23 protein-coding genes, 1 tRNA gene and 1 pseudogene are annotated in these 23851 nt (G+C 71.2%); 12 read left to right on the top strand and 13 right to left on the bottom strand.

Annotation, left to right across the window (positions count from 1 at the left end; all coding sequences use genetic code 11):
* Positions 1-14: 14 nt before the first annotated feature.
* The 4 genes from HLK59_RS26560 (at position 15) to HLK59_RS26575 (ending at position 4074) form a co-directional block, all read left to right on the top strand.
* Entirely contained in the window at positions 15-1181 is a 1167-nt protein-coding gene (locus HLK59_RS26560; RefSeq protein ID WP_171144038.1) for a phytanoyl-CoA dioxygenase family protein, read from the top strand.
* A 27-nt stretch (positions 1182-1208) separates the two neighbouring features.
* On the top strand, positions 1209-1985 hold the full coding sequence (locus HLK59_RS26565) for an SDR family oxidoreductase (protein ID WP_171144039.1): 777 nt from the start codon (positions 1209-1211) through the stop codon (positions 1983-1985).
* Between the two features lie 65 nt (positions 1986-2050).
* Positions 2051-3055, top strand: a complete 1005-nt coding sequence (locus HLK59_RS26570; protein WP_171144040.1) for a Gfo/Idh/MocA family oxidoreductase — start codon at positions 2051-2053, stop codon at positions 3053-3055.
* Complete coding sequence (locus HLK59_RS26575) at positions 3052-4074, top strand: Gfo/Idh/MocA family oxidoreductase (RefSeq protein WP_171144041.1); 1023 nt, start codon at positions 3052-3054, stop codon at positions 4072-4074. Before HLK59_RS26570 ends, HLK59_RS26575 begins: the two co-directional genes overlap by 4 nt.
* On the opposite strand, the gene HLK59_RS26580 is transcribed toward HLK59_RS26575, so the two are convergent.
* Positions 4023-5717, bottom strand: coding sequence for a tetratricopeptide repeat protein (locus HLK59_RS26580; protein ID WP_171144042.1), 1695 nt, complete (start codon positions 5715-5717; stop codon positions 4023-4025). The two genes, HLK59_RS26575 and HLK59_RS26580, sit on opposite strands and share 52 nt — an antisense overlap.
* A 66-nt stretch (positions 5718-5783) precedes the next feature.
* Between HLK59_RS26580 and HLK59_RS26585 the strand changes: the two genes are divergently transcribed.
* Entirely contained in the window at positions 5784-6236 is a 453-nt protein-coding gene (locus tag HLK59_RS26585; RefSeq protein WP_171144043.1) for a GNAT family N-acetyltransferase, read from the top strand.
* Here HLK59_RS26585 and HLK59_RS26590 read toward each other — a convergent pair.
* The 6 genes and pseudogenes from HLK59_RS26590 to HLK59_RS26615 all read right to left on the bottom strand — a co-directional run bounded on the left by HLK59_RS26590 (position 6208) and on the right by HLK59_RS26615 (position 12031).
* Positions 6208-6833: pseudogene (locus HLK59_RS26590) on the bottom strand (PhzF family phenazine biosynthesis protein). The gene HLK59_RS26585 and the pseudogene HLK59_RS26590 overlap by 29 nt on opposite strands.
* Before the next feature lie 184 nt (positions 6834-7017).
* Positions 7018-8034, bottom strand: a complete 1017-nt coding sequence (locus HLK59_RS26595) for a Gfo/Idh/MocA family oxidoreductase (RefSeq protein WP_171144044.1) — start codon at positions 8032-8034, stop codon at positions 7018-7020.
* Positions 8035-8119: 85 nt separating this feature from the next.
* A complete protein-coding gene (locus tag HLK59_RS26600) occupies positions 8120-9019 on the bottom strand; it encodes a sugar phosphate isomerase/epimerase (RefSeq protein ID WP_171144045.1) in 900 nt (299 codons plus the stop codon).
* Positions 9016-9930 (bottom strand): ATP-binding cassette domain-containing protein, encoded by a 915-nt coding sequence (locus HLK59_RS26605; RefSeq protein WP_171144046.1) that lies wholly within the window; start codon positions 9928-9930, stop codon positions 9016-9018. Before HLK59_RS26605 ends, HLK59_RS26600 begins: the two co-directional genes overlap by 4 nt.
* 5 nt (positions 9931-9935) lie before the next feature.
* Complete coding sequence (locus tag HLK59_RS26610) at positions 9936-11012, bottom strand: ABC transporter permease (RefSeq protein ID WP_171144047.1); 1077 nt, start codon at positions 11010-11012, stop codon at positions 9936-9938.
* The gene (locus tag HLK59_RS26615) at positions 11012-12031 is read right to left on the bottom strand and encodes a sugar ABC transporter substrate-binding protein (protein ID WP_171144048.1); all 1020 of its coding nucleotides are present in this window, start codon (positions 12029-12031) and stop codon (positions 11012-11014) included. Before HLK59_RS26615 ends, HLK59_RS26610 begins: the two co-directional genes overlap by 1 nt.
* Before the next feature lie 273 nt (positions 12032-12304).
* Here HLK59_RS26615 and iolC point away from each other — a divergent pair, with 273 nt between their 5' ends.
* From iolC to HLK59_RS26640, 5 genes are all read left to right on the top strand, one after another.
* Entirely contained in the window at positions 12305-13267 is a 963-nt protein-coding gene (iolC, locus tag HLK59_RS26620; protein WP_171144049.1) for a 5-dehydro-2-deoxygluconokinase, read from the top strand.
* Positions 13264-14139, top strand: a complete 876-nt coding sequence (locus HLK59_RS26625) for a deoxyribose-phosphate aldolase (protein WP_171144050.1) — start codon at positions 13264-13266, stop codon at positions 14137-14139. Before iolC ends, HLK59_RS26625 begins: the two co-directional genes overlap by 4 nt.
* Before the next feature lie 31 nt (positions 14140-14170).
* Entirely contained in the window at positions 14171-15052 is an 882-nt protein-coding gene (gene iolB, locus HLK59_RS26630; RefSeq protein ID WP_171144051.1) for a 5-deoxy-glucuronate isomerase, read from the top strand.
* On the top strand, positions 15052-16938 hold the full coding sequence (iolD, locus tag HLK59_RS26635; RefSeq protein ID WP_171144052.1) for a 3D-(3,5/4)-trihydroxycyclohexane-1,2-dione acylhydrolase (decyclizing): 1887 nt from the start codon (positions 15052-15054) through the stop codon (positions 16936-16938). Before iolB ends, iolD begins: the two co-directional genes overlap by 1 nt.
* A 113-nt stretch (positions 16939-17051) precedes the next feature.
* Positions 17052-17837 (top strand): GntR family transcriptional regulator, encoded by a 786-nt coding sequence (locus HLK59_RS26640; protein WP_171144053.1) that lies wholly within the window; start codon positions 17052-17054, stop codon positions 17835-17837.
* Here HLK59_RS26640 and HLK59_RS26645 read toward each other — a convergent pair.
* The 5 genes from HLK59_RS26645 to HLK59_RS26665 form a co-directional block, all read right to left on the bottom strand.
* Positions 17827-18630: a DUF427 domain-containing protein gene (locus HLK59_RS26645; RefSeq protein WP_171144054.1), complete on the bottom strand. Its 804-nt coding sequence runs from the start codon at positions 18628-18630 to the stop codon at positions 17827-17829. The genes HLK59_RS26640 and HLK59_RS26645 overlap by 11 nt on opposite strands.
* 30 nt (positions 18631-18660) lie before the next feature.
* Entirely contained in the window at positions 18661-19644 is a 984-nt protein-coding gene (locus tag HLK59_RS26650) for an aldo/keto reductase (RefSeq protein ID WP_171144055.1), read from the bottom strand.
* Between the two features lie 69 nt (positions 19645-19713).
* Positions 19714-20382 carry an NUDIX domain-containing protein gene (locus HLK59_RS26655; protein ID WP_171144056.1) on the bottom strand — a complete coding sequence of 223 codons (669 nt, stop codon included), beginning with the start codon at positions 20380-20382 and terminating at the stop codon, positions 19714-19716.
* 153 nt (positions 20383-20535) lie between these two features.
* The gene (locus HLK59_RS26660; protein WP_171144057.1) at positions 20536-21474 is read right to left on the bottom strand and encodes a carbohydrate kinase family protein; all 939 of its coding nucleotides are present in this window, start codon (positions 21472-21474) and stop codon (positions 20536-20538) included.
* Positions 21471-22169: a class II aldolase/adducin family protein gene (locus tag HLK59_RS26665; RefSeq protein ID WP_171144058.1), complete on the bottom strand. Its 699-nt coding sequence runs from the start codon at positions 22167-22169 to the stop codon at positions 21471-21473. The genes HLK59_RS26660 and HLK59_RS26665 overlap by 4 nt, the downstream gene beginning before the upstream one ends.
* Positions 22170-22227: 58 nt before the next feature.
* Between HLK59_RS26665 and HLK59_RS26670 the strand changes: the two genes are divergently transcribed.
* Positions 22228-22905 (top strand): TetR family transcriptional regulator, encoded by a 678-nt coding sequence (locus tag HLK59_RS26670; RefSeq protein ID WP_171144059.1) that lies wholly within the window; start codon positions 22228-22230, stop codon positions 22903-22905.
* Between the two features lie 58 nt (positions 22906-22963).
* On the opposite strand, the gene HLK59_RS26675 is transcribed toward HLK59_RS26670, so the two are convergent.
* A tRNA-Pro gene (locus tag HLK59_RS26675) sits at positions 22964-23037 on the bottom strand.
* 102 nt (positions 23038-23139) lie between these two features.
* Here HLK59_RS26675 and HLK59_RS26680 point away from each other — a divergent pair.
* Complete coding sequence (locus HLK59_RS26680; protein ID WP_171144060.1) at positions 23140-23655, top strand: DUF309 domain-containing protein; 516 nt, start codon at positions 23140-23142, stop codon at positions 23653-23655.
* Positions 23656-23851 lie beyond the last annotated feature (196 nt).

The following is a 23851-nucleotide window of genomic DNA, read 5'->3' on the forward strand; positions in this document are numbered from 1 at the left end:
CCGAGAGGACACAGATGTCCTTCACCGCCGTACAACACCGTGCCTGGCTGTCCGAGCAGGACTGCGACCTCGACTCCTTCCGCGCGCTCGTCGAGCGGAACGTCGACCCCGCCGACTACCCGCACGCCGCCGGGGTGGAGCGGAACGTCCTGCTGTACGACACCGAGCGCCTGCTCGGCGCCGGGCACCGCCGCGACGTCCAGGAGGAGCTCGTCAGAGCCCTCTCCGACGGGCCCGGAGTGGTGGTCTTCAAGGGCGCGTTCCGCGATCACGAGGTCGTCGACCGCGCCACCAAGGTGTTCGACTCACTGATCCGCGAGCAGGACGCGGCGGGCACCACGGCCGGCGACCACTTCGCCAAGCCCGGCGCGAACGAGCGGGTGTGGAACGCGCTGGAGAAGGCGGCCCTCTACGACCCGTCGACCTTCGCCGACTACTACGCCAACCCGGTGCTCGCGCTCGTCTCCGAGGCCTGGCTCGGCCCCGGCTACCAGGTGACCTCCCAGATCAACGTGGTCAACCCGGGCGGCCTCGCCCAGACCGTGCACCGCGACTACCACCTCGGTTTCCTCTCCGACGAGGTCGCCGCGGCCTACCCGGCGCATGTGCACCGCCTCTCCCCCGTGCTCACCCTCCAGGGCGCGGTCGCGCACTGCGACATGCCGGTGGAGTCGGGGCCGACGCTGTACCTGCCGTTCTCGCAGGCGTACGAGCCGGGCTATCTGGCCTGGCGGCGGCCGGAGTTCCAGAAGTACTTCAAGAAGCACCACGTCCAGCTCCCGCTCGCCCGGGGCGACGCCGCCTTCTTCAACCCGGCGCTGTTCCACGCCGCCGGCACCAACCGCACCACCGACGTACGCCGCATGGCCAATCTGCTCCAGGTGTCCTCGGCCTTCGGTCGCGCCATGGAGACCGTGGACCGGGAGACGGTGACCAACGCGGTCTACCCCGTGCTGCTGCGGCGCGCGTCGGAGGGCGTCGGCGATCAGTGGCTGGAGAACGTGATCGCCGCGAGCGCGGAGGGCTACCCCTTCCCCACCAACCTCGACAGCGACCCGCCGGTGGACGGTCTGGCCCCGCCCTCGCAGGCGGATCTGGTGCGGCGGGCGCTGCGTGAGCGGTGGACGCCGCGGACGCTGCGGGACGAGCTGCGGGCGAGCGCCGAGCGGCGCGAGAGCTAGAAGGAACGCGGAAAGGACGTGGGTTTCATGGGACTTCTCGACGACAAGGTCGTCCTCGTCAACGGCGGCAGTCAGGGCGTGGGTGCCGCGATCGCACGGGCCGCGGTGCGCGAGGGCGCGGTCGTGGCCGTGTCGGGGCGGCGCCCGGAGCCGGGCGAGGCCCTGGTCGCCGAGCTGACGGCCGCCGGGGGCAAGGCGCTGTTCGTCCGCGCCGACCTCGCGGACGCCGAGCAGGCCAAGGCGTCCGTGACCGAGGTGGTCGCCGCGTACGGCCGGATCGACTGCCTGGTGAACTCGGCGGGGCTGACCTCGCGGGGCACGCTCCTCGACACCACGCCGGAGCTGTTCGACCAGCACATCGCGATCAACCTCAAGGCGCCGTTCTTCTCGATGCAGGCCGCGGTCGCCGACATGGTGGCCCGCAAGGCCCCCGGCACCGTCGTCAACATCATCACGTCCTCCGCGCACGGCGGGCAGCCGTTCCTCGCGCCCTACGTCGCCGCCAAGGCCGGCCTCATCGGGCTGACCCGCAACGCGGCGCACGCCCACCGCTGGGACCGGGTCCGGATCAACGGCCTCAACATCGGCTGGACCGCGACCGAGGGCGAGGACGCGACGCAGAAGGCCTTCCACGGCGCCGGGGACGACTGGCTGGACCAGGCTGCCGAGAAGCTGCCCATGGGCAAGCTGGGCCAGCCGGACGAGATCGCCGACTTCGTGGTCCTGCTGCTGTCGGACCGGTCGGGCGTGGTCACCGGTTCGGTGATCGACTGGGACCAGAACGTGCTGGGCGGACTGGACTAGGCGGACTCGACCAGCGGGACAAGCACCACCGTTTTCGTAAGAACCCTCAAGGAGCTGCAACCCCCATGCGCATCGGAATCCTCGGCCTCGGCCGCATCGGCGCCTTCCACGCCGAGACCCTCTCCGGACTCGACGTGGTCGAGTCGCTCGTGCTCACCGACCCGTTCGCCGACGCCGCCAAGACCGCCGCGGAGAAGTTCGGCGGCGAGGTCGTGGACTCGCCCGAGGCCCTGCTGGCGGCCGACGTGGACGGCATCGTCGTCGCGGCCGCGACCGACGCCCACCCCGCGCTGATCCTGGCCGGTGTCGAGGCCGGCATCCCCGTCTTCTGCGAGAAGCCCGTCGCCAAGCACATGAGCGAGGGTGTCGAGGTCCTCAAGGCGATCCAGGGCAAGGACGTGCCGATCCAGATCGGCTACAACCGCCGCTTCGACGCCGGGTTCGTCGCCGCGCGCGCCGCCGTGCACTCCGGTGAGCTGGGCAAGCTGCACACCGTACGCTCGACGACCCTGGACCCGGCGCCGCCGCCGGCCGCGTACGTCGCCGCGTCGGGCGGCATCTTCCGCGACTGTTCCGTGCACGACTTCGACATCATCCGCTGGGTGACCGGCCGCGAGGTCGTCGAGGTGTACGCCGTCGGCGGCAACCGGGGTGCCGAGTACATCAAGGAGGCGGGCGACGCCGACACCACCGGCGCGCTCCTCACCCTCGACGACGGCACCATCGCGGTGATCTCCAACTCCCGTCACAACGCCCGGGGTTACGACGTCCGCATGGAGATCCACGGCTTCACGGACTCCATCGCGGTGGGCCTGGAGGACAAGCTGCCGCTGCGCTCGGTCGAACCCGGCGTGACCTTCCCCGCCGGGACGCCGCACGACTTCTTCATGGACCGCTTCACCGAGGCCTACCGCGCCGAACTCACCGCGTTCACCGAGGTGGTGGCGGGCAACCGCCCGTCCCCCTGCACGGTCGAGGACGCCCTGGAGGCCGGCTGGATCGCCGAGGCGTGCACACTGTCCCTGCACGAGCACCGTCCTGTCACCATCGAGGAGGTACGGCAGGCATGAGCGAGCCGGGCCGGGAACCACTGCGCATCGGAGTACTGGGCGCCGCACGCATCACCGAGAACTCCCTCGTCGGCCCGGCCCGCATCACCGGCCACCGCCTTGTCGCGGTGGCCGCCCGCGACCGGTCCCGCGCCGAGGCGTTCGCGGACGAGCACGGCGTGGAGCGGGTGGCGGACTCGTACGCCGATCTGCTCGCCGATCCGGAGATCGACGTCGTCTACAACCCGCTCGCCAACGGTCTGCACGGGCCGTGGAACCTCGCCGCCCTCGCGGCGGGCAAGCATGTGCTGAGCGAGAAGCCGTCGGCGAGCAACGCCGAGGAGGCCGCCGAGGTGCGGGAGGCGGCGGCGAAGTCCGGGACCGTCTTCATGGAGGCGTTCCACTACCTCTTCCACCCGGTCACCCGGCGTCTGCACGAGATCCTCGCGAGCGGTGAGATCGGGGACCTGGAGCGGGTGGAGGCCCTGGTCGCGATCGGCGCGCCGCCCGACACCGACCCGCGCTGGTCCCTGCCGCTGGCCGGCGGCGCCGTGATGGACCTGGGCTGCTACAGCCTGCACGCCCTGCGGATGCTCGCCCCCTTCGCGGGCGGCGCCCCACGCCTCGTCTCCGCGCGGGGCGGGGAGCGCGCGAGCGCGCCGGGCGTCGACGAATGGCTGGACGCCGAGCTGGAGTTCCCCGGCGGGGCCACCGGGTCGGCGCGCTGCCACATGGCGTACGACGGGCTGGACATGGGCATCCGGATCATCGGCAGCCGTGGCGAGGTGAGCGCCCCGAACTTCGTGCTGCCGCACCTGGACGACCGGGTCGTGGTCCGCACCTCCGAGGGCGAGCGGACCGAGCGGCTCGGCACCCGGTCGTCGTACACCTACCAGCTGGAGGCATTCGCGGCGCGGGTGCGTGAGGGTACGCCGGTGCCGCTGGACGCGGACGACGCGGTGGCGACGATGACGCTGATCGACGAGAGCTACCGTGCGGCGGGGTTCGAGCCGCGGCCGCGGTCGGTCCTGAAGGGGTAGACGGACCCCGGGTACGGCTCCCCCGTCGCGCTCTGCCAGGCGCGCGCCACCTCGTCGGAGCGCGCCAGGTTGAACGCCCTGAAGCACTTGGCGTGGACGTAGTCGGTGTCCGCGCGGTCGGCGAGGTCGAGGAGGGAGCGCAGGTCCGCGACCTTCGCGTCGAGGTCGTCGACGACGACCCTGGCGAGCAGGGCGTCGGAGAGGACGTCACGGATCCTGGCGAGGTCGGCATCGGCGCCGGGGCGGTCGCGGTGTTCCTCCAGCACGGCCTCCGCCTCCTCGTAGCAGGACACGGTTTTGGTGACGTCGCCGGTGGCCTGGAGTGCCTGGCCGAGGACGTGGAGGCGGCGGGCGGTGAGCGGGTGGTACGTCTGCCAGTCGGACTCGGCCAGCCTCCGGGTGAGGGCGAGTGCCTCGCGGGCGCTCGTCACGGCCGACTCCGCGTCACCCGCGTCGTCCTGACGGATGCTCAGATTGGCGAGCGCGCGGGCCAGTTCGGGCTCGTGCGCCGCGTCGCGGGCCACTGCGCGCCGGTACGCCTCGACGCCGTGCCGGGTGGCCACGACGGCCTCGGTGTGGTCGCCGGCCCGCCGGTGGCAGCGGGCCAGGTCGTCGAAGGCCTCCCCGAGCAGAGGGTCGTACGGGTCCGGCTCTTCGCTCGCGAGAAACATGTAGACGGCGACCAGCTGCTCGCGGGTGCTCAACTCCTCGTCCGGCGCGTCCATTTCGCCCAGGATCCCGGCCAGGCAGGAGAGCGTCACGCCTTGCCACCGTATGCCCTGCGACTGGTTCCGGGTGGTCCACGCGCACGCCGCGTCGACCGCCTCCTCGGCCGTGTCGCGGGCCCCCGCCCGGTCGCCCGTGGCATCCCGACAGCCGGCCAGGTCCACCAACAGCCGTATGCGCAAGGGCGGAACGATCACGGGGTACGCGAAGGCGACCCCGCCGCCCAATGACTCCCGCGCCTCCGGACCGAGCGCCAGGGCCTCCTCGTACCGCCCGAGAGTCCTGAGCCCGCCGACCAGTTCCACGAGCACACGCGGTAGGACGAGCAGGAACCGCGCGGACTCCCGAAAGGACATGGACCGCAGCAGCCCGGCACACTCCTCGTACACCAGCACGGACTGTTCCGTGTGCCCGAGCTCACCGAGCACCAGCGCATAGGTGCGCAGGGCGCCCGGCAGCGAGCCCAGGGAGCGGTCCCGGCCGGCCGGAGCCGGGCCACGACGGTACGCCGCGACGCAACTGCGGGCCGCTTCCAGCGCCTCCTCGGCTCCGCCCTGTTCCAGGAGCGCCTGCGCCCGGACATGGAGGAGGTGCGCGGTCTCCGCAGGCGACGGGTCGGCTCCCGGTACGGCGGCCGAGGCGTCCGCCGCCGCGCACGCCTCCGTGTACCGTCCCACCGCGAGCAGGGTCTGCGCGTGGACGGCCAGGGCTCGGGACAGACGGTCCGGGTCACGCGGGTACGCGCGATGCACGGCGACCGCCTCCTCGGCCCAGGCCAGCTGCCGTGCGGGCGGGCGCGGGCGCAGCAGCACCCAGTCGGGGGCGAGGCAGCGCAGCAGGACGGCGCCGAGCAGCGGACCGCCGCTCCCCGGTGCGAGCCGGGCCAGTGCGCGGACGACGGGCAGCAGAACCCACATGTGCACCCCCTCCTGGGAAGGACAGCCGAGTCCACGCCCCGGTTGCACGCCTGCCATGATCGACCCATGGCCGTGCACATCGTCCCCGCCCAAGTCACCGACGTCCAGCGGGTCTTGGCGGACCACCCCCGCTACTGGGGCGACCGAGACCTGCGCTCGCTCCATCTCCTCGCCCTGGTGCAGGAGTTCGGCTCGACCTGCCTGGCCGCCCGCGCCGACGACGGCATCCGCGGCTACCTCATCGGCTTCGTCACCCCCGACGGCACGGGGTACGTCCATCTGATCGCCACCCGCGACGACACCCGCGGCACCGGTCTCGGGCGCGACCTGTACGCCGCGTTCGTCGAGGCCGCCCGTGAGCAGGGTGCCGTCCGGCTGAAGGCGATCACGTCGGTGGCCAACGAAGGGTCGGTCGCCTTCCATCGCAGCCTGGGGTTCCAGGCGCGTGTCGAGGAGGACTACAACGGCCCCGGTCGGGCGATGGTCGTCTTCACACGAGCTCTCCCCGGAGCACCGTGACCGCCTCCCCGGTCAGACGGACGCGGTCCCCACGCGCCTCGGTGCGGACCATGCCCGTGTGGGCGCTGCCCGTGACCGGGTCCTCGGGGATGCCGTTCGCGGGGGCGAAGAAGCGGGACACCAAGTCGTACGGCCCTCCGGCCCCGTCCGCCGCCGCGGTGACGGTGACGGCGCGCAGCCCCTCGCGGACCGTGAGCGCGGCCACCGCGTCCATGTCGGGGGCCAGGGCCCGGACGGTGGCCTCGTCGGGAAGTCCAGGGTGATGGCGCCGCTGTCGTCCAGGTGGGCGACGAGTGTGCCGTGCGGTCGGCTGCGGAAACGGATCGCGCCGCGCAGCCCGCGGGTGGTGCGCAGGATGTGTGCCGTGGCCAGGGTGGCGTGACCGCACAGCTTGGCCTCGACCACGGGTGTGAACCAGCGGATGGCCCAGTCCGCCTCGTCCCCTGCGGACAGGGGGAGGGCGAACGCGGTCTCGGAGTGGCGCAGTTCGGCCGCCACCCGCTGCATCCAGGCCTCGTCGGGCCAGTCGCCGGCGGGCAGCAGACACACGCCCGCCGGGTTTCCGGCGAAGGCGTCGACGACGTGGAGAGGGAGCATGGCCGGACGCTAAGCGGGTCGGGCGAAGTCCGCTACGGTTCGGCACCGCCGCACAGGGGCGCGGGGAACTGCGCGACCAGCCACGACGGCGCCGCAACCGAACAACGACACTTCGCCGCACATCCAGCGGAGCGCCTAGCGACGCCGACCCCTGTCCGGGCAGGTCCAGTCGCGAGGAAGTGGATCAGTACAGGGACGGCCGCTCCACCGACTCCACCTCCACCCGGCCGCCTTCGTTCAGTGCCCGCACGCCCGCCTCGCACACGGCGGCCGCCGCGTAGCCGTCCCAGGTGCTCGGCCCCGTCACCTCGCCCCGCCGTGTCGCGTCGACCCAGACCTGGAGTTCGCGGTCGTAGGCGTCGGCGAAGCGGTCGATGAAGTCCTGGGAGATGGTGCCGCCCCAACGCCCCGCCATGTTGGTGACCATGGCGTGGCCGTCGCCGATGCGGGCGGTGCCACGTTCGCAGACCACCTCCGCCTGGACCTGGTAGCCGAAGCCGCAGTTGACGAAGATCTCCACGTCGACGACCGCGCCGCCGTCCGTCTCGAACACCACGAACTGCGGGTCCTGGAGTCCGTCCGGCGCGCTCGCCGTCGGTCTCGGGCGCAGCACTGTGACGGCGGTGATCTCCTGGCCGAGCAGCCAGCGGGTCACATCCGTCTCGTGCGCCACCGAGTCGCTGACCAACATGTCGCTGGTGAAGAAGGGCGGGCTGGCCGCGTTGCGGTGCCGGTTGTGCACCATCAGGGGGCGGCCCAACTGCCCTGTCTCCAGCAGGGACTTGAGTTTCATGTACTCGGCGTCGTAGCGCCGCATGAAGCCGACCTGGATGCGGCGGTGGCCCAGCTTCCGCTCGGCCTCCAGCACCCGCAGCGCGGATGCCGGGTCCGGGGTGAGCGGCTTCTCGCACAGGACCGGGAGGTCGCGTTCGAGGGCGGTGAGCAGTGCCGCCTCGTGGGCCGGCCCCGACGAGGCGACGAGTACGGCGTCGACGTCGGGCGCCGCGAGCGCCGTCGCCGCGTCGGTGTAGGCGGTGCAGCCGTCGACGCGGGCCGCGACGGCCTTGGCCCGCTCCGCGTCGACGTCCACGACGGCGCTCACCCGTGCGCCGCTGATGACCTCTTCGATCCGGCGCACATGGTCGGCGCCCATCTTTCCCGTACCGATGACCGCGACTTGGAGCGGCGCACGCTGGGTCATGACCGTCCTCTCAGGCTCCGCAGGAACAGGCACTGCGGGATCAAGCCCCGCAGGATCAGGCTCCGCAGGATGAGGCGCTGCGGGATCAGGCCCCGCAGGACCGCAGGAACTTGCGGGTGCGTACCGCGATCGGCAGTGGCTTGTCCGGCTCGCACGGGTACATGTCCTGCTCGACGATCGCGAACAGTTCCACGCCGAGCTTCTGCGCGGCCACCAGGACCGGCTCCAACTCCGGTACGCCGGTGGGTGGTTCGCACATCACCCCGCGCTGTACCGCCGGCCCGAACGGCACCTCGTTCGCCACCACGTCGGCGAGGACCGCCGGGTCGACCTGCTTGAGGTGGAGGTAGCCGATGCGTTCGCCGTACGTCTCGATCAGCTTGACGCTGTCGCCGCCGCAGTAGGCGTAGTGACCGGTGTCCAGGCAGAGGTTGACGAGCTCGGAGTCGGTCGAGTCGAGGAAGTGCTCGACATGGTCCTCGGTGTCGAGGTGGGTGTCGGCGTGCGGGTGCACGACGATGTCGAGGCCGTACGCCTCCTTCACCTCATGGCCGAGCCGCTCCACGCCCTTGGTGAGGTGGGCCCACTGTTCGTGGGTCAGCTCCGGGGGTTCGAGGATCTCGGCGGTCTTGTCGTCGCGCCAGAACGACGGGATGACGACAAGATGCCGGGCGCCCATCGCCTGGGTGAGCGCGGCGACCTGGCTGACGTGCTCCCAGGTCGACTCCCACACCGAGGGGCCGCGGTGCAGGCCGGTGAAGACGGTGCCGGCCGACACCTTGAGGTCCCGCCGGGCGATCTCGTCCGTCAACCGGGCGGGGTCGGTGGGGAGATAGCCGTAGGGGCCCAGCTCGATCCAGGAGTAGCCCGCTTCGGCGACCTCGTCCAGGAAGCGTTCCCAGGGGACCTGCTGCGGGTCGTCGGGGAACCAGACGCCCCAGGAGTCGGGGGCGGAACCGACCCGGATGCGGTCCAGGGCGGTCACGACGCGTCGTCCTTGGTCGTCGCCACCGGTGCCTTGAGGTCCTGCTCCTCGGGGAGCTCCTCGACGTCGACGCCGCGGACCTGGGACAACTCGTGCTTGAGGGCGGCGAGTTCGGAGCCGCCGGCCATGTGGTTGGTGAGCTCTTCGAGGCTGACCTCGTCGCGGGAGGCGTTGAGCTCCATGGTGCCCAGGCGCAGGACGCTGAAGTGGTCGCCGACCATGTAGGCGTGGTGCGGGTTGTGGGTGATGAAGATGACGCCGAGGCCGCGGTCGCGGGCGGCGGCGATGTACTTCAGCACGACACCGGACTGCTTGACGCCGAGGGCGGCGGTCGGCTCGTCCAGGATGAGGACGCGGGCGCCGAAGTAGACGGCGCGGGCGATGGCGACGCACTGGCGCTGGCCGCCGGAGAGGGTGCCGATGGGCTGGTCCAGGTTGTCCAGGACGATGCCCATGTTGCGCAGCTCTTCGTCCGCGGTCTTCTTCATCTGCTCGATGTCGAGGCGACGCACCGGCCAGGGGCCCTTGGTCATCTCGGAGCCGAGGAAGAAGTTGCGCCACACCGGCATCAGCGGGACCACGGCGAGGTCCTGGTAGACGGTGGCGATGCCCTTGTCGAGAGCCTCGCGGGGGGTGCTGAAGCGGACCGGGGAGCCGTCGACGAGGAACTCGCCCTCGGTGTGCTGGTGCAGCCCGGAGATGATCTTGATGAGGGTCGACTTGCCGGCGCCGTTGTCCCCGAGGACGCAGGTGACCTGGTTGGGGAAGACCTTCAGGTCGACACCGTGCAGGGCCCGGATGTTGCCGTACGACTTGCCGGCGTTGCGGAGTTCGACGATCGCCCCGTCGGTGGCGGGGGCGTCGTCGGTGAGGACGGCGCCGTGGGTGCCGGCTTCGTTGCTGGATGTCATTGCGGTCACCTCCGGGTCGCCGTGCGGCTGACCCACAGATTGATCAGGACGGCGCCGAGCAGCATCACGCCGAGGAAGGCCTTGAACCAGTCCGGGTTCCAGCCGGCGTAGACGATGCCCTGCTGCACCATGCCGAACATGAACGCGCCGAAGACCGGGCCGATCGCGGAGCCGGCGCCGCCGGTCAGCAGACAGCCGCCGATCACCGCGGCGGAGATGTAGATGAGCTCCTGGCCCACGCCCTCGCCGGACTGCACGGTGTTGAAGGAGAACAGGTTGTGCATGCCGACGAACCAGGCACCGAAGCCGACCAGCATGAACAGGGAGATCTTCGTGAAGGTCACCGGGACACCGACGGCCCGCGCGGAGTCCTTGTTGCCGCCGACGGCGAAGATCCAGTTGCCGTACTTGGTGCGCAGCAGCACCCAGGTGGCGATCGCGGCGAAGACCAGCCAGTAGACGATGGTGATCTTGACCTGGACGCCGCCGATCTCGAAGGACGAGGCGAAGACCTTCTTCGCGCCGGCGAAGCCGTCCATGGTGCTGATGTCGTCGGTGGCCACATTGCCGGTGACCAGCTTGGTGACCGCCAGGTTGACGCCCTGGAGGATCAGGAACGTGCCCAGGGTGATCAGGAAGCTGGGCAGGCCGGTCTTGACCACCAGCCAGCCGTTGAGGAACCCGATCGCCAGCGACACGACGAGCGCGGCGATGACGCCCGCCCAGACGTTCAGGGTGAGCTGGTACGCGAGCATGCTCGCGGTGAGCGCCGAGGTGATGACCGCGACGCCGGAGGAGAGGTCGAACTCGCCACCGATCATGAGCAGCGCGACCGGGAGCGCCATGATCCCGATGGTGGACGACTGGTACAGGATGTTGGCCATCGAGCTGCCGTCGCGCACCGGCGGGGCGGTGATGAGGAAGAACACCCACACCGCCATGGCACCGAGGAAGACACCGATGTCGGGGCGGGCCAGCAGACGCAGCGCCAGGGGGCGCTGAGCGGTCCGGCCGTCGGTCTCCTTCGGGCCGGGGGCCGGCGGTGTGGTCACCGCCGGCTCGGCATGCTGGGTCATACCCATCACCGGGTGCCCTTCGCGGCGAACGCCGCCACCTTGTCGACGTTGGTCTTGTCCACGAAGGCCGGGCCGGTCAGCACGGGCTGCTCGCCGCCGCCCATGTAGTTGCCGTTGTTCTTGTAGAGCCACAGCGAGTCGATCGCGAGGTAGCCCTGGAGGTACGGCTGCTGGTCGACCGCGAACTCGATGGTGCCCTTGCTGATGGCGCCCGTCAGGTCCTTGTTGAGGTCGAAGGTGGCGATCTTCGCCTTGCTGCCCGCGTCGGACACCGACTGCACCGCGGTCAGCGCGAAGGGCGCGCCGAGGGTGACGACGTAGTCGATGGACTTGTCCTGGCTGAGCTTGGCGGTGATCGTCGACTTCACGGACGGCATGTCCGTGCCGTTGACGTTCAGCGTCTGGAGCTTGCCGTCGAAGGTCTTGTCGACGCCGTCGCAGCGCTGGGTCAGGCCGATGTTGCCCTGCTCCTGGACGACACAGACGGCGTTCTTGGCGCCGGCCTCGTTGAGCCGCTTGCCGAGGGCCTCACCGGCGACGGTCTCGTCCTGGCCGAAGAACTCCATCAGGCCGAGCTTCTGCCACTCGCTGACACCGGAGTTGAGGCCGACCACGGGGATGCCGGCCGTCTTCGCCTTGCCGATGACGTCCTTCAGGGCGTCCGGCTTGGCGAGGGTGACCGCGATGCCGTCGACCTTCTGGTCGATGGCGTTCTGGATCAGGTTGGCCTGGTTGGCCGCGCTGGGGTCGTTCGAGTAGATCAGCTTGACGTTGTCCTTGGCGGCCGCGGCCTCGGCACCCTTGCGGACGATGTCCCAGAAGGTGTCACCGGCCGACTGGTGCGTCACCAGCGCGACCGTCATCCGAGGAGTGGAGGCCTTGCCCGCTGAGGCGCCGTCTGCGCTCTCCTCGGACTTCTTGCCCCCGGAGCTGCTGGAGCAGCCTGCGAGGGTCAGGGCAGCCGCCGCGGCGATCGCCACAACAGGGGCGAATCGACGGGAACGGGAGTGAGAAGAGCGGTCCATCTTTCCTGCACCTCACTGTGCTTACGGGGGAAAGGGAGAGAGATCCCGGGGGATTCCGAGGCCCGGGATCTTGGCATGTCCGGGTCGCGTGCCGCAAATACGGCGGTTGTACTGGGACGGGATTCCATCCCTTCCGGAGCCCGCTGTCAATACTTTGTTAAGACATCATTTCACAAGCAGGTCCGAATGTAAGTACAAAGTCTTGACAGGGTTGCCCTCCGGGTCCTACATCTGGGAGGCGACAGGCCCCCTGGGACTCGAGGAGCGTCACACATGGCCGATTCATCCCAGCCCTTCGACTTGATCACGATCGGCCGCATAGGAGTTGATCTTTACCCACTCCAGTCCGGCGTGCCACTGAGCGATGTGCAGAAGTTCGGAAAGTTTCTGGGCGGTTCGGCGGCCAACGTTTCGGTCGCGGCCGCCCGGCTGGGCCGCTCCGCCGCCGTGATCACCCGCACCGGCGACGACCCCTTCGGCGCCTACCTGCACACCGCGCTCAAGGAGTTCGGCGTCGACGACCGCTGGGTGACCCCGGTGGCCGCGTACCCGACGCCGGTGACGTTCTGCGAGATCTTCCCGCCGGACGACTTCCCGCTGTACTTCTACCGCCGGCCCAAGGCTCCCGACCTGGAGATCCACACCGCCGAGCTGGACTACTTCGCGATCCGCGCGGCCCGGATCTTCTGGATCACCGGCACCGGTCTGAGCGAGGAGCCCAGCCGCTCGGCCACGCTCGCCGCGCTGAAGGCCCGCGACAGGGCGGGCACCACCGTCTTCGACCTGGACTGGCGGCCGATGTTCTGGGGCGACCCGGAAGAGGCCCGCCCCTACTACGCGGAAGCCCTCCGGCACGCGACCGTCGCGGTCGGCAACCTCGACGAGTGCGAGATCGCCACCGGCGTCCGCGAACCCCGCGCCTGCGCGGAGGCCCTGCTGGCGGCGGGCGTCGAGCTGGCCGTCGTCAAACAGGGCCCCAAGGGTGTGCTCGCCGTCCACCGCGACGGCACGAGCGCCGAGGTCCCGCCGGTCCCCGTCGAGGTGGTCAACGGCCTCGGCGCCGGTGACGCGTTCGGCGGCTCGCTCTGCCACGGTCTGCTGGCCGGCTGGGAGCTGGAGCGGATCATGCGGTACGCCAACGCGGCCGGCGCCCTCGTCGCGTCCCGTCTCGCCTGTTCCTCGGCGATGCCGACGCCGGCCGAGGTCGAGGGCCTGCTGAACGGGGTCCCGTCGTGAGCACCGGCATCAGTGACCTCGCCTCCCTCAGGGCCCGGCACCCGGAGGCGATTACCGAGGCGGCCGCCCGCCGCGCACGGCGCCCGCTGCTGGGCGACAGCGGCCGGCTGATGATCGTGGCCGCCGACCACCCGGCCCGGGGCGCCCTCGGCGTCGGCGACCGCGCACTCGCCATGGCCGACCGCGCCGACCTGCTGGAACGCCTCTGTGTCGCACTGTCGCGGCCGGGCGTGGACGGGGTGCTGGCCACCGCGGACATCCTGGAGGACCTGCTCCTGCTCGGGGTGCTGGAGAACAAGGTCGTCATGGGCTCGATGAACCGCGGCGGCCTCTCGGGCGCCGCCTTCGAGCTGGACGACCGCTTCACCGGCCACCGCGCCCAGGACCTCACCCGGCTCCGCTTCGACGCGGGCAAACTGCTGCTGCGCATCGACTACGACGACCCCGGCTCGCTGACCACGCTGGAGTCGACGGCCCGCGCGATCGACGACATGGCGGCCCACCGGCTCCCCCTGTTCGTGGAACCGTTCATCTCCCGGCGGCTCGGCGGCCGGGTCGTCAACGACCTCTCCCCCGAGGCCGTCACCCGGTCGGTCGCCATCGCCTCGGGCCTCGGCGGCACCTCCGCGTACACCTGGCTGAAGCTGCCCGTGACCCGCGACCCGGACGACATGGCGGAGGTCCTGGAGACTTCCACCCTGCCCACGGTGCTGCTGGGCGGCGAGGTCGACGACCAGGAGGCCGCCTACGAGCGCTGGCGCAAGGCCCTCAGGCTGCCGACCGTCCAGGGCATGGTCGTGGGCCGCTCCCTGCTCTACCCGGCCGAGGGCAGCGTGGAGACGGCGGTCGACACGGCCGTCGGGCTGCTGTGACACGAGAGGCACGCGAGGTACGGAGGCACCGATGACGTATCACCTTCCCGCGGGAAAGGCCCTCGGCGGCCCCTACCTGGTCGACGTGTCCCCCGAGTCGGCCGGCTGGGGCTGCTGCGCCCTCCGTGTCCTGGAGCTGCCCCCGGGCGGCACCCACGCCTTCGACACCGGTGAGAGCGAGTGGATCGTCCTCCCCCTGGCGGGCGGCTGCACGGTCACCACGGCCGACGAGTTCAGCGGCGACACGTTCACGCTCCACGGCCGCGAGAGCGTGTTCACGGGCGTCAGCGACTTCGCGTACGTCCCACGCGATTCCCGTACGACGCTCTCGACGGCCGGCGGCGGACGGTTCGCGCTCACCGGCGCGCGCTGCACGCGGCGGCTGCCCGCCCGCTACGGACCGGCCTCGCGGGTGCCGGTGGAACTGCGGGGCACGGGCAACTGCTCCCGCCAGGTCAACAACTTCGGTGCGGCGGGCGTGTTCGAGTGCGACAGACTCATCGCGGTCGAGGTGCTGACTCCCGGCGGCAACTGGTCGTCCTTCCCACCGCACAAGCACGACGAGCACCGCCCCGGCGAGGAGTCGGTGCTCGAGGAGATCTACTACTTCGAGATCGACGGCCCGGGCGGCTGCGGCTACCAACGCGTCTCACCGTCCGGGCAAGGCCGGAACACCGACGTTCTCGCCGAAGTACGCGGCGGTGACGTCGTGCTGATCCCGGACGGCTGGCACGGGCCCTCCATGGCCGTGCCCGGTCACCACATGTACTACCTCAACGTCATGGCGGGCCCCGAGGCCGAGCGTGTCTGGCTGATCCGCGACCACCCGGATCACGCCGCCATCCGCGACACCTGGCCCCAGCGGCCCGTCGACCCCCGCCTCCCCCTCTACACGGCACCGGAGAAGTCCTGATGAGCACGCCCACCCGCCGCCTGACCGTCGCCCAAGCCCTGGTGCGGTTCCTGTCCGTCCAGTACACCGAGCGGGACGGGGTACGGCACCGGCTGATCGCCGGGACCTGGGGCATCTTCGGCCACGGGAACGTGGCGGGTCTGGGGCAGGCCCTGATGGAGGCGGGCATCGGGCCAGGGGCCGTGATGCCGTTCCACCAGGGGCGCAACGAGCAGTCCATGGTGCACGCGGCGGTCGGCCACGCCCGCCATCTCGACCGGCTCTCCGCGCAGGCCGTGACCACGTCGATCGGACCGGGCGCGACGAACCTGGTCACGGGAGCCGCCCTGGCGACGATCAACCGCATCCCGGTCCTCCTGCTGCCCGGCGACTACTTCGCCACCCGCGCCGCCGACCCGCTCCTCCAGCAGCTGGAGCACCCGACGGAGGCGGACGTGTCGGTGAACGACACCCTGCGCCCGGTCTCCCGGTACTTCGACCGCGTCACCCGCCCGGAGGCCCTGATCCCCTCGGCCCTGGCCGCCATGCGGATCCTCGCCGACCCCGCGGAGACCGGCGCGGTCACCCTCGCCCTCCCCCAGGACGTCCAGGCCGAGGCCTACGACTGGCCGGAGGAGTTCTTCGCCGACCGCGTGTGGCGCGTACGGCGTCCCGCCCCCGATCCCGTCGAACTGGCCGAGGCGGTACAGGCCGTGCGGGCCGCCTCCCGCCCCCTGATCGTCGCGGGTGGCGGCATCCACCACAGCAGGGCCGAGGTGGCGCTGAAGGCGCTCGTGGACGCCACCGGCATCCCGGTCGCCTCGACACAGGCCGGCAAGGGCTCCCTGCGCCACGACCACCCCGCCGACCTCGGCGGCATCGGCCACACCGGCACGGCGGTCAGCGACGACCTCGCCCGCACCGCGGACCTCGTGATCGGCGTGGGGACGAGGTACACGGACTTCACCACCGCCTCCGGCACGCTCTTCCTCGACCCCGGCGTGCGGTTCCTCAACCTCAACATCACCGCCTTCGACGCCCACAAGCTGGCGGCGCGAACACTGGTCTGCGACGCCCGGGCGGGGCTCACGGCGTTGACGGAGGCGTTGTCCGGTCACCGTGTGGACCCGGCCTACGAGTCCGAGTACCGCACCGGCAAGGAGCGCTGGGAGCAGGTGGTGGACGCGGCCTTCACCGCCGCCGACGAGAACGCCGTCCCCACCCAGACCCAGCTCCTCGGCGCCCTCGACGCGGTCGTCGGCGACGAGGACGTGGTGATCAACGCGGCGGGCTCGCTCCCCGGCGACCTGCACAAGCTGTGGCGGGCCCGCGGCCCCCGCCAGTACCACCTGGAGTACGGCTACTCCTGCATGGGCTACGAGATCCCGGCCGCGATCGGCGTCCAGCAGGCGAGCCCCGGCACCCCCGTGTGGGCGCTGGTCGGCGACGGCACCTATCTGATGATGCCGACCGAGATCGTCACGGCCGTCCAGGAGGGCCTGCCGGTCAACCTGGTGCTCATCCAGAACCACGGTTACGCCTCCATCGGCGGCCTCTCCGAGACGGTCGGCGGCGAGCGCTTCGGCACCGCCTACCGCTACCGGGCCGCCGACGGCACCTTCTCCGGCGCCCCGCTCCCCGTCGACCTCGCCGCCAACGCGGCCAGCCTCGGCATGGACGTCCTGCGCGCCAAGACGGTGCGCGAACTGCGCGAGGCGCTGGCGACGGCCCGCGCCTCGGACCGGCCGACCTGCGTCTACGTCGAGACCGACACCGCCAACCCCGCCGCTCCCCCCACCGAGGCGTGGTGGGACGTACCGGTCGCCGAGGTCGCCTCCCGCGAGTCGGCCGTACAGGCACGCGAGCACTACGACCGCCAGGTCGCCGACCGCCGCCGCCACCTCTGAACCACCCCCATGAAAGGCCCCCCACGATGAAGACCCTCACCCACTGGATCCACGGCAAGCCCGTCGGCTTCCCCAGCCACTCCTGACACTTCCTCAGAAGGGAGGGACGTTCCATGGCGAAGACCGGCGGCTCCTCACGTGCCGCTACCGCCCCCGCGCTCGATTCCCTGGACTTCGCCCTGGACCGGGGCAGTCCGGTACCGCTCTACTACCAGCTCGCCCAGCAGCTGGAGTCGGCGATCGAGCACGGGGCCCTCGCCCCGGGAAACCTACTGGGCAACGAGATAGACCTGTCGGTGCGCCTGGGACTGTCCCGGCCGACGGTCCGCCAGGCGATCCAGTCCCTCGTCGACAAGGGACTGCTGGTCCGGCGGCGCGGGGTGGGCACGCAGGTGGTGCACAGCCAGGTCAAGCGCGGCCTCGACATGAGCAGCCTCTACGACGACCTGGAGGCCGCCGGACAGGGGCCGACCACTCAGGTGGTGCGCAACGAACACGCCCCGGCCTCCGCCGACGTGGCCGCGGCTCTCGGTGTCGCGGAGGGCAGCGACGTCGTCGTCCTGGAGCGGCTGCGCGCCACCCACGGCCAGCCGGTCGCGATCCTGTGCAACTACCTGCCCGCGACTCTCCTCGAACTCGACTCCGCCCGGCTGGAGTCGACGGGTCTGTACCGGCTGATGCGCTCGGCGGGCATCACCCTGCACAGCGCCCACCAGACCATCGGGGCCCGCTGCGCCACCGCCGAGGAGGCGGCGCGTCTGGACGAGAAGGCCGGGGCCGCGCTGCTGACGATGCAGCGCACGGCGTACGACGACACGGGCCGGCCGGTCGAGTACGGGACGCACATCTACCGTGCGTCCCGGTACGCGTTCGACTTCCAGCTGCTGGTCAGGTCCTGAGGCTCGCGGTGAACGGTGTGACGGGCCGTTCCTCGCGTTCGCCGTCCACGGTGATGTCGACGGCCTCGTTGTAGAAGGCGAGGAGTCCCTTGACCGGGGTCACCGCGGCGAGCGGGTCCGGGTAGCTCCACAGGATGTTGCGGGGGACGTCCTCGTCGCCTCGCCAACTCCAGTACTCGGCGGTGCCCTTGTAGGGGCAGCCGGTGTGGTGGTCGGTCGGGGTGAACAGGTCGAGGCGGATGTCCTCGCGGGGGATGTAGTACCGCGTGGGCAGCGAGGTCTCGAAGAGCAGGACCGGCCGGCGGGTGTCGGCCACGACGGTGCCGGCGATCTCGACCACGACATGGCGGCTGCCGGCCAGGGCGTCCACCCGTTTGTGCGGGTCACGGGGGTGGACGAAGATCTCTTCCTCCTCCTCGTACCAGTGGTCCAGGCCGCTGTACCGGTGCCGGAACCACTCGAAGGCGATGTGCCCCGCGAGGTCCTCGGCGGGGAAGGTCCACGCCGCGTTCTCCACGAGCTCGCCGTCGGCCTCCAGGTCGTAGAAGGTCTGCGATCCGGTGTGGGCGCCCGTGCGCGGGTTCTTCGCCGGGCGGAGGAGGTCCGTGCGGACCTCCTCGCGGGGGAACGCGTAGCACGGAACGGGAACGCCGGGCTCCCAGACGAGGACCGGCCGTCGGCTGTCGACGACGGCGACAGCGCCTTTGTAGCCGCGCACCCAGCGTCCACAGGGCTCCCAGAGCAGTCCCTCCGGCGTGGAACGAATGCTCTTCGCGAACGGATGTGAGGTCATGACCGACACTCCTTCGGCTCCCTGACGAGCCTAGTGCGCCGCGTCCAGCCGGGCCCGCTGCCGCTCGGTCAGTTCCAGGTCGACCGCGGCCAGGTTCTCCTCCAGCTGGGCCGACGAGGAGACGCCGGCGAGCGGGAGGATCGGTAGTGGGCCGCCGATCTGCCAGGCCAGGACGACCTGGTTGACGGTCGCCCCGGTCTCGCGGGCCACGTCGCGCAGGACCCGGAGCCGGGCCGGGGTGCCCGGGTGGTCGAAGTCGGCGGGGAGCCGGTCCGGGTGCGTGTAGGCGCCCTTGAGCAGGGGCGAGTAGGCGACCAGGGTCAGTCCGGGCTCCTCGCGGAGGTAGCCGAGGAGGTCGGGTCCCGCGTGGCCGAGGCTGCCGTCGGGGAAGAGGTCCTCGGGGACGTCGTAGCGCGGCCGCAGATGGCTGTGGGCGTACTGGAGCACCTCGTAGCCGGGCAGCCCGGCCGCGGCCGCGACGGACCGGGCCCGCTCGACCCGCCACACGGCGTGATTGCTGACGCCGAGGAGGCCGACCGTGCCCTCGGCGACCAGTTCGGCGAAGCCCTCGACGGTCTCCCGCAGGGATACCTCGTGGTCCTCGATGTGGGCGTAGAGCAGGTCCAGCCGGTCCACCCCGAGCCGTTCCCGGCTGCGCTCGGCGGCCTCGCGGATCACCTTCGCGGACAGTCCCTCGGCGTTGTCGACGTAGCTGGTGCCGGGGGCGAGGGGGCGGGCGCCGAGCTTGGTGGCGATCACGATCTCGTCGCCGATGCCACGGCTGCGCCGCCAGCGGCCGAGGAGTTCCTCGCTCTGGCCGCCCTGGCCGCCGTCGGTCCAGAAGGCGTAGTTGTCGGAGGTGTCGATGAAGTTCCCGCCGGCCTCGACATAGCGGTCGAGCACGGCGAAGGCGGTGTCCTCGTCCGTGCGCGAGCCGAACAGCATCGCGCCAAGGGCGAGGACGCTGACCTCGCGGCGGGTCTTCGGGTCGGTGCCGATGGTGCGGTACTTCATGGGAGTCCTCCCGTTCACGGCTGGTGAACGGGAGTCTGCAACGTGAAGTGCACTTCAACGCAAGGGGGTTCAGGTCTTGCCGGCGAACGGTCCCTCCAGGGCCGCCCATTGCAGCAGCATGATGGTCTTCGCGTCGGCGATCTCCCCCGCGCGGATCATCTCCAGGGCCCGGCGGAAGGGCAGTTCGAGGATCTCGATGTCCTCGCCCTCCTCGTCCAGGCCGCCGCCCTCGTGGGTGTGGGTGGAGGGGCCGTACTCGGCGGCGTAGAAGCTGACCCGTTCGGTCACGGACCCCGGGCTCATATAGACGTCGAAGACGTGCCGGACCGCACCGATGGTGTGCCCGGTCTCCTCGATCACCTCGCGCCGTACCGCGATCTCCGGGTGCTCGTCATCGTCGTCGAGCAACCCGCCCGGCGTCTCGACCAGCATGCCGTCGGGGTGGCCGTTGACGTAGACGGGGAAGCGGAACTGCCGTGTGAGGAGGACGGTTTCGCGTTCAGCGTCGTAGAGCAGCATGGTGGCGCCGTTGCCGCGGTCGTGCGTCTCGCGCTGCTGGGTGCTCCAGCTGCCGTCGGCGAGCTGGAGGTCGAAGGTGGTGGCCCGCTCGACGTACCAGTGGCTGGACAGGAGTGTCACATCACGGACCTTGACGCGGGGGTTGCCGGTCAGATCGAGGCCGGTGCGGTCGAGTCCGGTGCGGCCTCGGCGGTCCGGGGTGTCGATACCGGCGGTCATCGGACACCTGCGGCCGTGCGGAAGATCAAGGTGGTCATGTCCCCTGTCTATCAAGCTCCGGGAACTTCCCGCGCGAGGAACCTCACGGCGGCCCCCGCCACCGGGGCCGGCACGGAGGCGTCCCGCGCTCCGTGCCGCCGCCCCGGCCTCACCTCACGCGCGCACCTTGCTGGTCATGGAGAACTCGTCGGCCTCGGCGAGGTCGAAGTCCCCGTGGTCGCTGCCGAGCCCCTGCGCGACCAGCGCCGCCGCGGCGCTGCCCAGCACGGCGGCCTCACGCGGCGTACGGCCGAGGCTGACGCCGCGCAGGAAGCCGGCGGAGAAGGCGTCGCCGCAGCCGGTCGTGTCGACGACGTCGATCTCGAAGGCGGGGACGGTCTCGGTGCCCTCGGCGGTCACCAGCAGCGCGCCGTCACCGCCACGGGTGACGGCGACGAGCCCGGCCCCGGCGGCGACCAGCTTCTTCGCGCCGGTCACGAGGTCCTCCTCGCCGCTGAAGCCGAGGACCTGGTCGTCGTTGGGCAGCAGGTAGTCGACGTACGGGAGCAGCGGCTCGATCTGGTCGAACGTGCCGAGCTCGCCGGGGGCGAGAAGGTCCACGGAGGTGACGACGTCATGCTCCTTGGCGTGCGCCAGGATGCGCGCGGCGACCTCGGCGCCGATCAACTCCGGTCCGCCCAGGTGGAGATGGGTCGCCTCGGCGACCGCGTCCCAGGGGACGTCGTCGAGGCCGTAGGTGATGTTGGCGCCGAGGAGGTGGAGGGAGGGGCGGTCGCCGTTGGGGCGGATGGGCAGGACGCTCGCGGAGGTGGAGGTGTCGATACGGCGGACGAGCAGCCCGGTGTCGATACCCGCCTTGTCGAGCAGCTGCACCAGCAGATCGCCCGTCGGGTCGGTGCCGATCGCACCGGCGGTGCGGACGGACGCGCCGAGCTTGGCGAGGGTGAGCGCGGTGCCGGCGGCCGTGCCGGCGGCGGTCATGCGGATGTCGTCGACCAGGGTGGCGCCCTGGCCCTCGGGTATGGCCTCCACCGGCCGTACCAGCACGTCCAGTACGTGGACGCCCATCGTGACGACCTGCTGCGCCTTCATCGAGTCTCCTCCTGCGCGGATGACTGCTCGGGTGATGCGGGTTGTGTGCTGCCGTAGTTGCGTGCGACGGCGGCCTCGATGACCGCGAGTTGCTGCTGTTCGTCGAGGACTCGGGGCTGCCCGATGGCGGCAGCGCTCTGGTACACCCCGCAGGCCCACTCCAGCAGCAGGGCGTGCTCGACCGCCTTGTCGAGCGTCGGCGCGTGGGTGACCGCGCCGTGGTTGGCCATCAGGGCTCCACCGCGGCCCTCCAGCGCGGTGAGCACCGACTCGGCGAGTTCGGGGGTGCCGAAGGTGGCGTACGGTGCCACGCGTACGGTGCCGCCGAGAGTGAGCAACTGATAGTGGATGCAGGGCAGTTCGTCGAGCACGAGGGAGAGCGCGGTCGCCATGGGCGCGTGGGTGTGGACGACGGCGCCGGTGCCGTAGCGATGGTAGACACCGAGGTGCAGGTCCAGTTCCGAGGTCGGCCGGAGAGTGCCGGACACGATCTTCCCGTCCAGGTCGACGACGGTCACCTGGTCCGGGGTGAGGTCGGCGAGGACCGCGCCGGTGGCGGTGATCGCGACCCGGTCGCCGCTGCGCACGCTGACGTTGCCGGCCGTGCCGATGAGCAGTCCCTCGGCGCCCAGCCGACGGCAGGCGTCGGCGACGGCGGCCCGCTCCACGCTCCACGCCGAGCTTGAGTCGGTCATGCGCGCGACGCTAACCTAAACATGAAACAAAGTCACGTTCACGTTCGGAGGTTGTTGCGTGGCCGATCCCATCGCCGACACCGACTGGGCCGCGGGCGTCGCCTCCCTGCGCCGCACACCCCAGCAGGCCCGCAGCAGGGCCCGGCTCGCCCGGGTCCTGGAGACCGCCGAGCGGGTGCTGGTCGAGGAGGGCGTCGAGGCGCTCACCACGACCCGGATCGCGGCCGAGGCGAGGGTCTCGGTCGGCTCGCTGTACCAGTACCTGCCGGACCGGGGCGCGATCATCGAGGCCCTCGCGGCGGGGTACTTCGCGAAGCTGGAGGCCGCGATGGACGACCTGGTCGGCGCGGCGGCCGCCGATCGCTGGCCCGATCCGGTGGGCGTCCTGATGGACTCCTTCGCCGCGATCTACCGCACCGAACACGGCTTCCGCGCCCTGTGGTTCGGCAGCGGCCTCACCGAGCAGACCCGCGCCGCGGACCGCGAGCACAAGCGCCGTATGGCGGACGGCATCCGCCGTATCCTCCTCGCCCTGGACCTCGCCGAGGACGACGAGGCGCTGGCCCGCACCTGCCACGCGGCGATGCTGGCGGCCGACGCGCTGGCCCAGGAGGCCTTCCGTCGGGACCGGGCGGGGGACGCGGCCCTGCTGGAGGAGGCGAAGGTCATGCTGCGGGGGTATCTGGGGGATGTGGCGGCGCGCTATCGCGGCGGGGCGGCCCAGGGCGACCGCTGAGCGACCGCCGAAACGCGACCGGCGGACCTGCCTCAGGCAGATCCGCCGGTGAACACCGTCGGGACGACAGGATTTGAACCTGCGACCCCTTGACCCCCAGTCAAGTGCGCTACCAAGCTGCGCCACGTCCCGGTGCGTTCTCGCGCGGTGAACCGCGTGATCGCGCGAAGAGCACTTTACCCCACGGGGCGGGCCGCCTCGAAGACGGTCCGGGCGGCGCGGGACAATCGGTATATGGGCAGTACATCCTCAGGACGGCAGGCCGACGCCAGGGACCGCGACGGCGAGGGGCGGGCCCGCAATGCCCGGCCCCGGGACGGGCTCGGGCGGCCGCTCCCGTACGGCACGGACGGGGTGGAGCGGCAGCCCGAGGGCGTCGTCCGCGCCCCCGAGCAGAGCGTCACGGAGGCGCAGGAGCTGCTGGATGCGGGCAAGCCCTTCCACGCGCACGAGGTCTTCGAGGACGCCTGGAAGTCCGGGCCCGAGGAGGAACGGACCCTGTGGCGGGGGCTGGCCCAGCTCGCGGTGGGGCTCACGCACGCGGCCCGGGGGAACGTCACGGGCGGGGCACGGCTGCTGCGGCGCGGGGCCGGGGTCGTCGAGGAGTGGGCATCGGACACGGGGCGGGGCCGGCCGTACGGGATGGATCTGACCGGGCTCGCGGCCTGGGCCCGGGAGCTGGCGGCGGACGTGGAGCGAGGCGGTGGGACGGTGGAAGCGGGAGTACGGGCGCCGCGGCTGCGGCAGTGAGAACGGACGCGGCCACGGCCCACAGCACCTGCGGCCCTGGACACAGGGCCGGGGCCCGGGCCCGGCGGCCGGCCCGGGCCCCTGTCCCCTATACACATATCCGAGCCCACGGTGCACCTGAGCACCTCGTCTGCCGTCTTCTGCTTGAAACACAAAAATACATACACGATTTGATATGTAGTAATCGAAATGAGAA

Origin of the sequence: Streptomyces sp. S3(2020) (assembly GCF_013044505.1) — a bacterium.
Taxonomy (GTDB): Bacteria; Actinomycetota; Actinomycetes; order Streptomycetales; family Streptomycetaceae; genus Streptomyces.